At 36.9% G+C, this 13,980-nt stretch carries 11 protein-coding genes and 1 pseudogene; 2 read left to right on the top strand and 10 right to left on the bottom strand.

Annotated features, from left to right (window positions below):
* A pseudogene (locus ACI6MV_RS21090) lies at positions 1 to 487 on the top strand (Gfo/Idh/MocA family protein); the annotation flags it as partial.
* Between the two features lie 72 nt (positions 488 to 559).
* On the opposite strand, the gene ACI6MV_RS21085 reads toward ACI6MV_RS21090, so the two are convergent.
* From ACI6MV_RS21085 to ACI6MV_RS21040, 10 genes are all read right to left on the bottom strand, one after another.
* Positions 560 to 922, bottom strand: coding sequence for a sensory rhodopsin transducer (locus ACI6MV_RS21085; RefSeq protein WP_407272304.1), 363 nt, complete (start codon positions 920 to 922; stop codon positions 560 to 562).
* 59 nt (positions 923 to 981) lie between these two features.
* On the bottom strand, positions 982 to 2,277 hold the full coding sequence (locus ACI6MV_RS21080) for a Gfo/Idh/MocA family protein (protein WP_407272303.1): 1,296 nt from the start codon (positions 2,275 to 2,277) through the stop codon (positions 982 to 984).
* Positions 2,278 to 2,321: 44 nt separating this feature from the next.
* Positions 2,322 to 3,101, bottom strand: coding sequence for an SDR family oxidoreductase (locus tag ACI6MV_RS21075; RefSeq protein ID WP_407272302.1), 780 nt, complete (start codon positions 3,099 to 3,101; stop codon positions 2,322 to 2,324).
* A gap of 162 nt (positions 3,102 to 3,263) precedes the next feature.
* Positions 3,264 to 3,902 (bottom strand): YesL family protein, encoded by a 639-nt coding sequence (locus ACI6MV_RS21070; RefSeq protein ID WP_407272301.1) that lies wholly within the window; start codon positions 3,900 to 3,902, stop codon positions 3,264 to 3,266.
* 81 nt (positions 3,903 to 3,983) lie between these two features.
* A complete protein-coding gene (locus ACI6MV_RS21065) occupies positions 3,984 to 4,865 on the bottom strand; it encodes a carbohydrate ABC transporter permease (protein ID WP_407272300.1) in 882 nt (293 codons plus the stop codon).
* A 3-nt stretch (positions 4,866 to 4,868) separates the two neighbouring features.
* Positions 4,869 to 5,765 carry a carbohydrate ABC transporter permease gene (locus ACI6MV_RS21060; RefSeq protein ID WP_407272299.1) on the bottom strand — a complete coding sequence of 299 codons (897 nt, stop codon included), beginning with the start codon at positions 5,763 to 5,765 and terminating at the stop codon, positions 4,869 to 4,871.
* An 81-nt stretch (positions 5,766 to 5,846) separates the two neighbouring features.
* Positions 5,847 to 7,190, bottom strand: a complete 1,344-nt coding sequence (locus tag ACI6MV_RS21055) for an ABC transporter substrate-binding protein (protein ID WP_407272298.1) — start codon at positions 7,188 to 7,190, stop codon at positions 5,847 to 5,849.
* 788 nt (positions 7,191 to 7,978) lie between these two features.
* A complete protein-coding gene (locus ACI6MV_RS21050; protein ID WP_407272297.1) occupies positions 7,979 to 9,538 on the bottom strand; it encodes a response regulator in 1,560 nt (519 codons plus the stop codon).
* Positions 9,513 to 11,237 carry a cache domain-containing sensor histidine kinase gene (locus ACI6MV_RS21045; RefSeq protein ID WP_407272296.1) on the bottom strand — a complete coding sequence of 575 codons (1,725 nt, stop codon included), beginning with the start codon at positions 11,235 to 11,237 and terminating at the stop codon, positions 9,513 to 9,515. The genes ACI6MV_RS21050 and ACI6MV_RS21045 overlap by 26 nt, the downstream gene beginning before the upstream one ends.
* A 418-nt stretch (positions 11,238 to 11,655) precedes the next feature.
* The gene (locus ACI6MV_RS21040; protein ID WP_407272295.1) at positions 11,656 to 13,221 is read right to left on the bottom strand and encodes an EAL domain-containing protein; all 1,566 of its coding nucleotides are present in this window, start codon (positions 13,219 to 13,221) and stop codon (positions 11,656 to 11,658) included.
* A 306-nt stretch (positions 13,222 to 13,527) separates the two neighbouring features.
* Between ACI6MV_RS21040 and ACI6MV_RS21035 the strand changes: the two genes are divergently transcribed.
* Complete coding sequence (locus ACI6MV_RS21035) at positions 13,528 to 13,779, top strand: GlsB/YeaQ/YmgE family stress response membrane protein (protein WP_407272294.1); 252 nt, start codon at positions 13,528 to 13,530, stop codon at positions 13,777 to 13,779.
* The last annotated feature ends 201 nt before the right edge of the window (positions 13,780 to 13,980 follow it).

The following is a 13,980-nucleotide window of genomic DNA, read 5'->3' as shown; positions in this document are numbered from 1 at the left end:
ACTACATATCAAAACGGAAGATCACGTTGACATTTATTTCTATGCTTCACATGCTATTAAAGACGGGATAGATCCTTGTTTCGAACTCGAATTTGAGGAGGCTACGGTTACTTATACGCACAATGAACATAACCGTTCAATCGTAGCTACCTGCTCCGATGGCACAATAAAATCATATGGCAATCCTGATCATGATTATTTCGCAAAACTGCGCGTTTGCGTCGATGCGATAAAGCAAGGGAACCAACATATTTTGTGTGGACCAGAGGCAGCAACCACTCATGTGCAGAGCATTCAAGCGCTTCATCAGTCTGCAAGAGATATTCCTACATTTCCTAGTACCATGGTTAATTTTGATAACAAGTATAAGCTATTTTGGGTAGAAGAATTAAATGAGGCATTAACTGAGTGTTATGCTAAATGGGCATTACCAAGTGATTTAAATATGTCTTGGAGCAAAAGAGGAAAATCTATTAAAGTAACTTGAGAGATTTTAAAGGTAGGCTAATCAGAGGGATGAAGTGATTAGCCTTTTCTGTTTCTTCGTGGTTTAACCATACTACAAAGGGTAAGCCATCGTTGACATTAAAGCTAGTTCTGGTTGTGTAGAATCTAACCTACTATATTGTATAATAATCGGGATATTGCTATTCACTTCGATCGCATATGGCACGCCAACTGGAATATATTCCCCACTTTTAGCAAGACCACTCGTTCGTATATGATTCGTTCTTTTTCCTTGTACCGTTACTGCTATTTCTTCAATTGGTTCTCGATCCTCAAAATAAATCGTTATGAACAGTTGTGCGTCTTCATTGTTACAATTTAATACACAAATAGATTCATGACTTGTTAATCCTCCAGTACTTTCTGGCGGGATATAACCATCTGGTATGATCCAATGACTATTTCCTTTGCTCACTTTAGCTTCCTCCTTATCCTCATCTCTATAATTTATTAACACTATAGCATACTCGTAAACTAATAATCTTTTATGACGGTTGATTGTAATAGTTCATCTACACGGACTGGCTGATTTGTCTTGCTAGATTTCCACACACCTTCTCCTACAGCAATGGAGTACGCGCCTGCTTCTGCTCCTGCTAAGATTTTATAAGGTCGTGTTGGGTCAACTCCTAAAAAAAGCTCCTCTTGAATTAGTGGGTCTCCACCGCCGTGAGCACCTTTTGACTGTACAACATGAATCGTTTCTTTTGAACCAAATAAAGGATAGTAATCAATCGTTTGCTCTGGAATCGGAAACGGAACTCGACTAGGTTCATGATACTCGGTTGTTTCGATTCTTCCTTTTGTGCCGTTTATAGCCAACCGGTATCCCTCATAAGGAACAGAGAAATTGATTGAATAGCTTAGAAAGGCGCCTTTATCATACTTGACAGTTGCCACATATGTATCTTCTATATCAATTTCATGGTCAAATATACATGCATCTGGCCGATAATTGGAGTAGCTTGGCTCTTTATCACTGTCTGATTTTATATGGTCGTCTTTTACTTTTAACGAATGGCGTCGGTTAGACCAGCGCATATAATAATCGCAATTTAGCTGTTCACTGCATGTGCCACAATATCTGTTATCAGTTGGACTCGGGTTTAACTCTCCATCTTTTCCGTAATAATTTAGTGCCCCGTAAGCAAACACCTCAACCGGATTTTGATCCAACCACCAATTGATTAAATCAAAATGATGTGTCGATTTATGAATCGACAACCCTCCCGACAATTCACGTTTGCGATTCCATCTTTTAAAATAACTAGCACCATGATACGTATCAATATACCAATTTAAATCTACCGAAGTAATTCGCCCAATTTTACCATCTAGAATTAACTCTTTAATTTTTCTATGAAATGCATTATATCGATAATTAAAAGCAACTGTAACATTGCCAGCACTAGTTGCTTCCGCTTCCATTACTTTTCGAGCATCCTCCGCAGTGGTTACCATCGGCTTTTCTGTAATTACATCTAGATCATTAGCAAGCCCTTGTAAAATATACTCAATATGTGTGTTATCCCTACTTGCAACAATTACGGTGTTCGGTGCTATTTCTTCCACCATTTGCTGAAATTGCTCTGGGTAATAGACAGGTACATTAGATAAAACAGGGTAGATTTCTTTGCACAACTCAAGTCTTCTTGGATCTACATCAAGTAAACCTACAATCTGGTTACCTTCATGAAAATCGTTTAAGACCGGCTCAATAAACATCCCCAACGCCCGGTTGCTAATCCCACAAACTACTATCTTTTTCAATGACGTTCCCCTCCGCCTTTTATTAATGATATTTCATTCAGAAGCTATCCTCGAAGAAGCGACTCTCCACCATCGATATAAATCTCTGTACCAGTAATGTGCGAGGATTTTTCAAACGCTAAAAATTCCACCAAATCAGCTACTTGCTCTGGCGTTCCTTTATCATGCTCTAATGGTTGATCACCTTTTGGAAACTTATGAGGAATGCGAATGTCATTCAAATGTTCAGATTTTTTTATCGATTTTTGAATACCTGTTTTAATTCCACCTGGACATATTGCGTTCACTCTAATTTTATAGGTAGCAAGTTCCAAAGCCGCCATTTTCATAAAAGCCACCTGTGCTGCTTTAGAGGTGCTATAGGTTGAGAAGCCTGCTTGTGAGAAAACACGATTTCCACTTACAGAACTGGTAATGATAATACTCCCACCGTGTTTTTTTAATAGTGGAATCGAATGTTTCACAGTTAAAAAGGTGCCCGTTACATTAATGTTAATCGTTTTTTCCCAGTCTTCTACTTCCATCGATTCAATTGAATTCAACATTCCAACAATTCCGGCATTAGCAAACACAACATCAAGCCGGTCCCACTTCTTCGCCACTTGTTCAAATGCAGCATTCATTTCTGTTGATCTTGAAATATCACACGGAACTGCCAAGGCTGAACCGGCAATTTGTTCAATCTCTCTTTTCGTTGTTTTGATTGCTTCCTCATGAAGATCGATTAACACAACCTTTGCACCCGATTTAGCCAGACGTAGAGCAACCACGCGCCCCATCCCAGAGCCAGCACCTGTTATTAACGCAACCTTTCCATGTACCATTCAACCACTTACCTCCTAATCAGACAAATGGAGAAATCATGTCCAATTTTTAAAAATGTTTTCTTATTATGAACAAGACCTATCCATCTATGCTTGTAGTGCTTATTTTAAGATAAATAAAAAGCAGCCAAACAAACTAAGGCTCACCCATTCTCAAACATGTCATTTGATCACATGTGAAGCAGTCTGTTCAGCATATAGTTGCTGCTTTTCATTCACTTTTTTAAACGCTCGTTGGGCAGCCAACATTATAACTACAGCCAATAGACTAGTGCTGAAAAATATAGCTAAACCTTGAAATGTCCATAATATAATGATAATGGAACCAACTCCTATCACCATTGTGATTGTAGGAAGTGGATTCATAATCATAATAAAAAAAGCATTCTTAATTACTTGAAACAGCTTCATTTCGTAGTATACGAAAGTTGGAAACACATAAAGTGCCGATAACACAAATATGGATGCAATTAGTACAAATGGAATTGTTAGCATACTGACGTAAGCATTTGATGATATAGTAAGGAAAACAAAATCCAGATATAATATATAACCAATTATAGATAGCACATACCCTAATAGATTACTCTTCACAAACTCCTGCTTATAAGCATTCCAAAATGTTCGAAATACGGGAAGGTCACTTTTTCCTGTCACCCAGTTTCTCGCAACAGTGAATGTAGCTGTCAAAGCAGGAAACAGTCCAAACACAACTAATCCAGCTATCGAAAAAGCAATCCATAGTATGTTAAGGTATGCAATTTTGGTTACCCAATCTAACCATTTATTAAGTACTGCCATATTATCCACCCTTCCCCTTTGGAACTGTAATGAGGTAACTACAACTAGTAATTACCTCAGATAACCGTCCAAGTTGCTGCGTTATCCTTTTAAACCACTCGTACTGATTCCTTCTACAACATAACGTTGGAAAATGAAGAAAATCACAAACACCGGAATTAGAGTAACAACTGACATGGCGAACATGGCGCCCCAATTCGAAACTGTTTCATTACTTAAGAACATATTCAGTGCCATCGAAACGGTATATTTCTCAGGACTGTTCAAGTACAGCACCGGACCGAGTAAGTTATCCCACGTCCAATAGAACGTAAAGATTGCTGTCGTTGCCAATGCTGGTGTGATTAATGGTAGGATAATCCGATAATAAATGCTAAAGGTATTACATCCATCAATCGTTGCCGCTTCATCCAATTCCCGTGGAATCGTCCGAATAAATTGAACAAGCAAGAATATGAAAAATGGATGTCCAAAGAAGGCCGGGACTACTAATGGCTTCAACGAATTGAGCCAACCAAGCTTCGCAAAAATGATGTACTGCGGAATCATTACAACTTCATAAGGTAACATCAGTGTCATTATCATAATCGCAAACCAGAAGCCTCTACCGATGAATCTCAATCGAGCAAAGCCAAATGCTATTAATGAACAAGAAATCAAGTGGCCGACTAATACGAATAATACAAAAACCGCCGTATTTTTGATGAACACACCAAAGGAGTAATCACCAAAGCCTTGCCATCCTTGTGCGTAATTACCTAAGACAAACGGATTAGGTATTAAAGAGTCCGCAGTAATAAAAATTTGCTCACTCACTTTGAAGGAACTCATTAATAACCATATAACTGGATAAAGCAGCAGGATAGCAAATCCTCCAACTAGTACGTGGTATAGAATCTTTTTAGGTTTAATGGAAATTCGATTTTGCCTGTATTGCACCTGTTTTTCAACCGATGTACGCATTGGTTATCTGCCTCCTTCCGATTCGTAATGCACCCAGTAACGTGATGAGAAAAAGATAATCGATGTTAAAATAGCAATAATTACAAGCATGACCCAAGCCATTGCCGAGGCATAGCCCATGTGGAAAAATTCAAAACCTTGTTTAAATAAATATAGTGAATAAAGGAGGGTACCATCTAACGGACCACCTGTCCCTTTTGAAATAATAAACGCTGGAACAAAGGTCATAAATGCAGCAATTGTCTGCATGATTGCATTAAACAAAATAACCGGACTTAACATTGGAATTGTAATACTAAAAAACTTCTGGAAAAAGCTAGCACCATCTACACTTGCAGCTTCGTAATAGCTTTGTGGAATTGACTTCAATCCTGCCAAGAAAATAAGCATAGAGGACCCAAATTGCCATATGGACAATCCGATTAGCATCCATAATGCTGCTGCTGGATCACCGAACCAACGAACTGGATCCATCCCTAGTCCTAATAAAGCCAAGTTAACGATCCCATCATCACCAAAAATATTACGCCACATAATCGCAACGGCAACACTTCCACCAATTAATGATGGTAAGTAATACATCGTCCGGTACAATCCTACTGCTCTAGAAGCTGTATTCAGTAACATCGCGACTACCAATGCAAATGCTAACCGTAGCGGAACTCCTCCAAAAACATAGATGAAAGTTATTTTTAGCGAGTGAAGATATCTTGGATCACTCGTAAACATATTTTTAAAATTCTCAAATCCAATCCACTGCGGAGCCGAAAATAAATCATAGGATGTAAATGAAAAATATAGTGAGGCAAGGATTGGAATGATCGTAAAAGCTAAAAACCCAATAATAAATGGACCAATAAAAAAGTATCCCCACAAATTTTGTCTTACGTGTGTACTCATTTACTCATCTCCCTTCTTCTGAAGTAAGCGTATATGAACGATAGCTGATCAAGCTGATCAGCTATCGTTTCATGAAAGATTTTAATTTCCTAATATACTTTCTGCTTGTTGTCTAAAGTTAGTAGCTGCATCAGCAGGAGTAATTTGACCATAGTTCATTTGTTCAGATAAGCTGTCAAGAAGTTCAATAATTTCTCCAGCTCCTGCAGGATCGGCTGGACCCATTGCAGAACTATTTTCTTCTGCCCATGCAATATATTCAAATACTTCAGCTTGTGAAGCAGAAATCTCTGCTTTAAGTGCTTCTTTTACTTCAGAAGATCCTGGTACACCACGATCACCTAAAATTAGTTTATTTGCTTCAACATCATTTACAAAGAAACTAATGAAATCTGCTGCAGCTTCTTTTTGAGCCGAGTTTTCTGAGATTGAGAAGAACATACTAGGCTTCAAGAATAAGCCGTCTGCCACATTTGGACCAGGCATTGGAGCCATGTCAAATTCTAATCCTGAAATGTCTTCTAATCCAACAAACTGGTTAGACCATTGGAAAATACCAACTGCTTCCCCTTTTACTGCTGGATCATCCTCTGGACCAGCAAGTTGTGCTAAAAAGTCCGGCGTTGGCGTTGCTTCAGCTTCAACTTGTTCGGCCGCCATTGAGAAGAAATCTACAAATAGTTGATCATCATCATATCCTAATCCACTACCATCTGCTGCATAAAGACGTTTCCCTTGTGTACGTAAGTAGTAATTAAAGAATACATCTGCTTTCAAACCTGTATCAAAATAGTATCCTGCATCGACTGCTTTTTGTGACATCTCTTGGTAATCATCCCAAGTCCAGTCATCAGCAATCTCATCAATGCCTACTTCTTCTAATAAAGCTGGATTGTAGTGGAAACCTACTGCGTTAACCCCTAAGTTAAATCCAAAAACGCCATCGCCAACTTGACCACCAGAAATAATTGAGTCAGAAATGTTTGACGTATCAATTTGATTTCCTATGAACTGATTTAAATCAGCTAGCTGGTTATTCTCTGCGTATTGTGTTAAATAAGATAAGTCCATTTGAATAATATCTGGCAATTCATTTGCAGCCGCTTGAGGAGCAAGCTTTTGCCAGTAATCATCCCAGCTAGCATATTCTGGCTCGATCGTAACACCTGGGTGTTGTTCTTCGTACATTTCAATAACTTTTACTGTATAATCATGTCGTGGCTGGGAACCCCACCAAGCAATTCTTAGTGTAATATCTTCAGCATCAGCTTCATTATCTGAATCTGAATTATCATTAGTTGCAGGTTCCTCCGTGTTTGCATTTGTGTTTTCATTTGAATCTCCTGTTGTTTCTTCACCATTACATGCAGCTAAAACTAATACCATCATGACGATACCAAGAAGTATCAATAAATTCTTTTTCATTTTTTTCCCTCCCCTTTAATTTGAAAGCGATTACAGTTACTATAATATCAGATTTCCTAATACTCTGAATATAAACAAAACAGATGTAAGTGTTTAAAAAAAAGACAAGAATCTTGTCCGAATTATTAATTACTAGATTATTTGTTGTCAAAATAAGAAAAGCTTGCGGGTGTCTGGGGCTAGACATCTCAGCGGAACTTTATATGCTTTCATATCTAATAAAAAGGCTCTTTTCTAAAAGATTGCTGTTTTTGCGTAAAATAGCTAGTATGCGGCGTAACGTAGTGCTCGTGATTTCCGCTCCAGGCAGTCGCTTTCCGCGGGCACGGCTTCAGCTGGAGTCGGCTGCCTGGAGCTCCAATCACCCAACATGAAGAGCAATCCCGTTAGCAGCGGAGGAAATCCACTTCGACTCCTGCGGGACTAGCGGCGAGGCCACTGAAAAAGTCTTTGTCTGTTAAAAATGAAGTTTTTTCAAAAACACTATCCCAAAATCTTGCTACTTTTCTATAGAAAAGTGGAGAAACCAGTTCGATTTACTTCTGATTTTTAGGCGGAAAGTGGGGATGGATTTTTTGGTATTCACTCTTTTCAAAATTTATCGGACTTTTTCAGTGGCCTCACTAACCCCCCTAAGGTGCGCGAAGTGCATTTCCGGAGCGGGTCAAGCATGCTCCAAACTACGACGGATGTTCATTCAATTATGAAGTTTGAAACAACAGAATTTACGAAAAGAGTCTTTGAAAAAAGTAAGTTTCCACCCTTAGATGGAAACCTTAAATTATTAACTAGCTAGATTTTATAATATCTGATGGCGTACAACCTGTGATTCGTTTGAATATCTGGCTGAAATATTGCGAATTATTACCAAACCCTAACCTTTCCGCTAACTCAAATACTTTAATATCATTTTCCTGCTCAATAATTCGAACTGCCCTTTCGATCCTAGTATTCGTTACATAAGATGAGAATCTCTCTCCTACTTCTTTTTTAAATAACTTACCTAAATAATCGGAGTTCATAAACAATTTCTCATTAGCCATCCATTGGAGAGATAATGTAGGATTCTCTAAGTTGCGCTCGATTTCCTCGATCATTCTTGCGACTACCGCCGAGTATCTACTCCCTTTTGTCTGTTTATTAATTTGAATAATATACAAGCATACTTCTTCGAAAAAACGTTTAAAAGCTTCTAGTGTTGCCATCTCTTCCAATCTAGAAACCTCTATTAAATAATCTTCCTGATAATGACGTACACTTTTCTTCGCGATCGCAAGGTATAACTGAATAAAATAGGATTTTACAAGACTAGGCTTTAACTGTAAGCCCTCAATTTCACTGAACAAATAATCTAACTCAGAAAGTACATCTTCATAATGGGAGGATTTCACAAGTAAAATTAATTTTTCCATATCATAGGAATATAATAGTTTGTCATTATTACTAAAGACTCGTTGATTATTTGGTAGAATTATACATCCAGCACCTAAATAAAATCGTTGTCCTAATTGCTTATACATGTCATGATACACTTGATTCATCATATATATATCACACATGTCACTAACGATTATCGTTGCACCCAACTTATCATGACGAATATAATTGCTTTGTACATTTACAATTAAGTCTTTAAGTTGACCTTCCATTAAATCATCATTAATTAGCACAATCAAATCATTTCCTACCCCAGTATACGTGATAAAAATACGTACACCTAACACTTCTGCAACCGTTTCTTTTAATAAAGCTAATCGTTCAAATTTATATGGACTTTCAAGGTGAAATAATAGCAATCGAACATTACCTTCCACTGATAACTTGTCTTTCATAAGTTTTTTAAAGTAATCTACTTTGTCGTCTGATCTTTCTACATTCGTTAGTAATTCCTTAAAAATAATTTCTTGTTCCTGATAACTAAATTCATCTGCCTTCTTTTCTATGTCCTCCAAATATAAGTGTTTCTGTTTTTGTTCTTCCAGTTCTTTTACAATATCGCTTAATGCCTGTGTAATATAATTTTCATTACAAGGCTTGAGTAAATAGTGCTTGACCCCAAACCGCATCGCTTTTTGTGCATACTCAAATTCACTAAATCCGGATAAAAATATCCATTTTATTGCAGGAAAATCCTCCCGAACCTTTTCTAATAATTGAATTCCATCTAATCCTGGCATCGTAATATCACTTATCACAATGTCAGGCTCCTGCTCTGTTATGAATTCCATTGCATCGAGTCCATTCATAGCCGTGCCAGCCAATAATACTCCCTGACTCTCCCAATCTACAATTGTTGAGATTCCTTCCAAAATCGTTCGCTCGTCATCTACTAATAACACTCTGTACATGATCTCCCTCACTTTCATAAGGCAAAGTAATGTGCACCTTAGTTCCGTAATTTTTTTCACTTTCGATTTCGATGCCATATTGACTACCTAATAATAATTCAATGCGATCATTAATATTTTTCAAACCAATACCTGTTCCTTGTGGTTCATAATCACCTTTCAGCAATTTTGCTAAGTACACTTGATCCATTCCAGGTCCATTATCTTCCACTGTTATTTGTATATTGTCGCCTACCTGTTTCGCTATAATTGAAATCGTACAAGTACCAACCATCCTTTGCAGCCCGTAACGGATTGAATTTTCTACTAAAGGCTGTAAAACAAACTTAGGAACAATACAATGTAGAATAGAATTCGGTATATCTGTGTGAAACACTAACCTTTCTTCAAAGCGATATGATTGAATTGTTATATAGCTTTCAACAATCGTTAATTCTTTTTGTAGTGGAATAACTGACTCTTTCATATTAATAGAAGCATGTAATATAAATCCAAGTGACTCAGCCATTCTAGATATTTTTTGATGTCCTTCCATTTTTGCAGACCAATTAATTGACTCTAAGGTGTTATATAAGAAATGAGGATTTACTTGTGCTTGAAGTGTTTTAAATTCGGAATCCTTAATTGCAAGTTGTTTTTTATAATTTTCAGAAATTAGTTGGTTAATTTGGTTCATCATCTTTTTAAAATTATCGTGCATTTGTCCAGTCTCATCGAGCGGCATCCGGATGGAGTCATCAATATCTAAATTAAGATTACCGGTTTGCACCTTTTCCATTTTTTTATTTAAACTTTCAATAGGCTCTGTAATTCCACTGACAAACCGCATCCCCATAATAAATAATACGATAAACAAAAGGATGTACAAGGCTATTACTGCAAATCGTGCAGTTGAGATAACGTGGAACATACTATCGTAAGGCGTAACGATCATATACGTCCATTTCGTATGCCTTGCTGGGCTATAGGTAATAAAATATCTTTCCCCTTGATCTTTAACCAAGTTATAACCTTTAGCACTCTCCATACCAGATGTATACACTTTAGATAATTGGTCTTCAATCGGGTAAATTTGTCGATCATGTTCATCAAATATAGCAAGTTGTGCATTTTTTTCATTCAAACTATTGGAGAAATCTCCAACAATATCAGATAGATTCATGCGCACCGCAATCATTCCGATTGGTTCAAACGATAAATCGAAATAATACCGCGCCTGTCTAGCAGCAATTAAAGCTGAATCGGTGTCATCTGGATAAATCCACTCAACTCCACCTTTCTGCAAGGCTGTTTTTTCTTTAATTTGCTCTAAACGCTCATCGCGAAGCATAACGATATGATTACCAGATGAATATTCTTGATTAACTGAATCATAGACTTGTAGTGATTCCACATGTCGCTTTAAACCACCAATCTCTAGTAATCTTTTTCTTAAATCCACCCCAATTAAGAATTCCTCAAACTCATTTTCACTATTTCTTAACCGACTCAGATATGTTTGCACATAAATGTCTGTCGCTACTTGATACGATAATCGTTCCATGTTTTTAAGTTCATTTTCAATGGAATTGGATGATACGCTTAAGGACTGAGCTGTTTGTCGATAAATCTCTTGATTGTAAACATGAAAAGCATGCTGTAAAATGGCTAATCCACCAATACTAAATGCAAACAAGATAAAGGAGATCAATAATAACATTTTGTATTTAATCCGCAAATTAGAATAAAAAACTCTTGTCCTTGTGAACAACCCATACCCCTCCTTTCGTAGGTAGAAATACTATAAAGTTATTGGTTAATGATACCTATGCGGACTAGTGCACCAATAATTAATGAGTCAATTTTTTTACATTAGTCAATTCCAAATACTGATTTAATACCATTTTGAACTTGTATAAAAAATTATATCCGACCAATGTATTTTTGAAATGAATGTGATGATAACTATGGAGTGAACTAGCATGACAACGTTTTCATATATACTTAAATTATAGAGTTGGAATTAATTTCCGTCAATGCCATATCAGCTATATAACTAGCTAATCGCAGAACAGGCGGATTGCAAAAGCTTACCACCGTTCTCTTGGAATACTTGATCCTTCACTCTAAAATTTATTTTATTGTTTTAATTTTTCTTCCATTGCTCCTTCGTCCAATGGTCTACTAAAATAAAATCCTTGTATCGTGTCACAGCCACTTTTAGACAGGAAAGAAACTTGTTCTTCTACCTCTACTCCTTCCGCTAAAACAGACAAGCCGAGTGATTTTCCCAGTTGAATAATCGATAATAATAAAGCATTGTCTTTTGGCGAGTGAGGTATTTCCGTTACAAATGCACGATCAATTTTCAGCGTATCGATGGGTAGCTCTTTCAAATAATTTATAGAAGAGTATCCAGAACCAAAATCATCAATCGAAATCGTTACACCTATTTGTTTTAGCTCTCTTAGCTTTTCTAATACCATGCTTGGGTTAATCAATAACGATTCCGTAATTTCTAATTCTAGATATCGGACAGGCAAACCAGTTTGTTTTAATACGTCTTGTACCATTTTAGTGAAATTAGGATGTACGAACTGCACTGCCGACACATTAACAGATACTGGAACCTTTAATAGCCCTCTATCATGCCATTTTTTATTCGCTTTACACGCCTCTAATAACACCCAAGCACCTAATTCAATAATAAAACCTGTTTCCTCTGCAATGGGGATAAACTCTCCAGGACTAATTAACCCCTTTTCCGAATCATGCCACCTTACAAGAGCCTCCATCCCTACAATTCCAGATGAATCTGCGGCAACTTTTGCTTGATAATGGATTGCAAATTCATTATTTTGCAGTCCTTTAGCAAAGTTTCGTTCTATGGTCATTCGTCGATCTAATTTTTCCGCCAATGCCCCGTTAAAAAAGTAATGGGTACTATGCGAATCTAACTTCGCTTGACGCACGGCCAAAGCTGCATAGGATAGCAGTTGCTCTACATCAATCCCGTCCTGCGGGTATTGACTAATGCCAATGCTAAAATCAACAGAAACTTCTTCTCCAAGTAATGTATATGGCTTTATTAGTTCTAATTCAACTGCCAATAATGCATTTTCTAATTCCATTGTGTCTTTTGGACTGTGTAAGACGATAAAATCATCAGCGAAACTTCTTGATATCGGATTTTTCTTAAATACTAATTTTAGACGGTTCGCAACCTCTACTAGCACGCCATCACTAACGTGCTCCCCGTAGCTATTGTTAATATTTCTAAACCGATTTAAGTTAATTCTAATAATAGTGATTTTAGAAGGTTGATTCATCATTTTTTGTAATGTGTCCATAAAGTAGTCTAGTTTCATTAAACCAGTCAATTGATCAAAATTTGAGAGACTTTGAATTTTTTGTTGGGAACTTGTTTTTTCTTCTACCTGCTTTGTCACATCAAATTGTAAACCGATAAAATATATCGCCTTCTTATTATCAAAGATAGGGCTAATAATGAATTGATTCCAAAAATAACTGCCATCCTTTCGATAATTTTTCAAAAGAACAGAATTCGATTTTAACTTTTTAATTGCTTTTCGAATCTTGTTTATTTCTTTTTCATCTGTGTCAAATCCTTGTAGAAATCGACAATTGTTAAGAAGAACCTCTTCTTCTTTATATCCAGTCATTTCTAAAAAGCCCTTATTCACATATACTAAAGGTAAATCATGTATTCTTGCGTCAACAATGGATAGCCCTACCCCATAGAATCTATTGTTTTAAGGAAATCTGACACACCGATTGTTGATTCAAGATTTGAGATGAAATTGTGCTTCACTTCCTTCAGTCTCCCTCTAAACGCTTTAATAAAATATATTATTTGTTAGTAAATTTTTGATATGCAGATGTTCTATTACAAAGTGCTGCGCAACAGTGTAAGAAAAATAAAAATGTTTCAAGTTTTATTTATGTGGAATTAATTAGAAGAGATGCTAAAAAAGATGGAGGTTTTATTTATGGTATCATTCATTTGGTCTTTAATTGTCGGTGGAATCATCGGTTGGTTTGCAGGATTACTTATTGGGCGTGATGTCCCAGGTGGTCTCATTGGTAATATTATTGCTGGTTTTGTCGGCGCATGGATTGGTACATTTTTACTGGGTGACTTCGGTCCAATTATCGGTGGATTCCCACTTATTCCTGCTCTAATCGGGGCAATTATCTTAGTACTTTTATTAAGTGCCCTTATGAAAAGTGCTAGAAAATAAGAAAAACTTAGGGCGCACGTCTAGAAAGGTATCGACTGGAGCGAATCGACTAAGATAAAGGAATCATGCCCCTGCATAAGGGGTATGTTGACGTTCGACGACAAGTCCGCTCTTAGTCGACCTCCATAAAACCTGAATCAATGATGACTTATCGTAGGGCGATTCGTGACATGGCTACGTTTCTGACGATTGTAGCTAGAC

The organism is Radiobacillus sp. PE A8.2, from assembly GCF_045635475.1.
Taxonomy (GTDB): Bacteria; Bacillota; Bacilli; order Bacillales; family Amphibacillaceae; genus JBJGXI01.
Note: the sequence above shows the minus strand (reverse complement) of the source record. Positions and strands in the feature narration are given on the sequence as shown.

Bases quoted from the DNA above. Each gene is read 5' to 3' on its own strand.
- ACI6MV_RS21075 (WP_407272302.1), bottom strand. From the start codon at position 3,101: ATGGTACATGGAAAGGTTGCGTTAATAACAGGTGCTGGCTCTGGGATG.
- ACI6MV_RS21070 (WP_407272301.1), bottom strand. From the start codon at position 3,902: ATGGCAGTACTTAATAAATGGTTAGATTGGGTAACCAAAATTGCATAC.
- ACI6MV_RS21065 (WP_407272300.1), bottom strand. From the start codon at position 4,865: ATGCGTACATCGGTTGAAAAACAGGTGCAATACAGGCAAAATCGAATT.
- ACI6MV_RS21060 (WP_407272299.1), bottom strand. From the start codon at position 5,765: ATGAGTACACACGTAAGACAAAATTTGTGGGGATACTTTTTTATTGGT.
- ACI6MV_RS21055 (WP_407272298.1), bottom strand. From the start codon at position 7,190: ATGAAAAAGAATTTATTGATACTTCTTGGTATCGTCATGATGGTATTA.
- ACI6MV_RS21050 (WP_407272297.1), bottom strand. From the start codon at position 9,538: ATGTACAGAGTGTTATTAGTAGATGACGAGCGAACGATTTTGGAAGGA.
- ACI6MV_RS21045 (WP_407272296.1), bottom strand. From the start codon at position 11,237: ATGTTATTATTGATCTCCTTTATCTTGTTTGCATTTAGTATTGGTGGA.
- ACI6MV_RS21035 (WP_407272294.1), top strand. From the start codon at position 13,528: ATGGTATCATTCATTTGGTCTTTAATTGTCGGTGGAATCATCGGTTGG.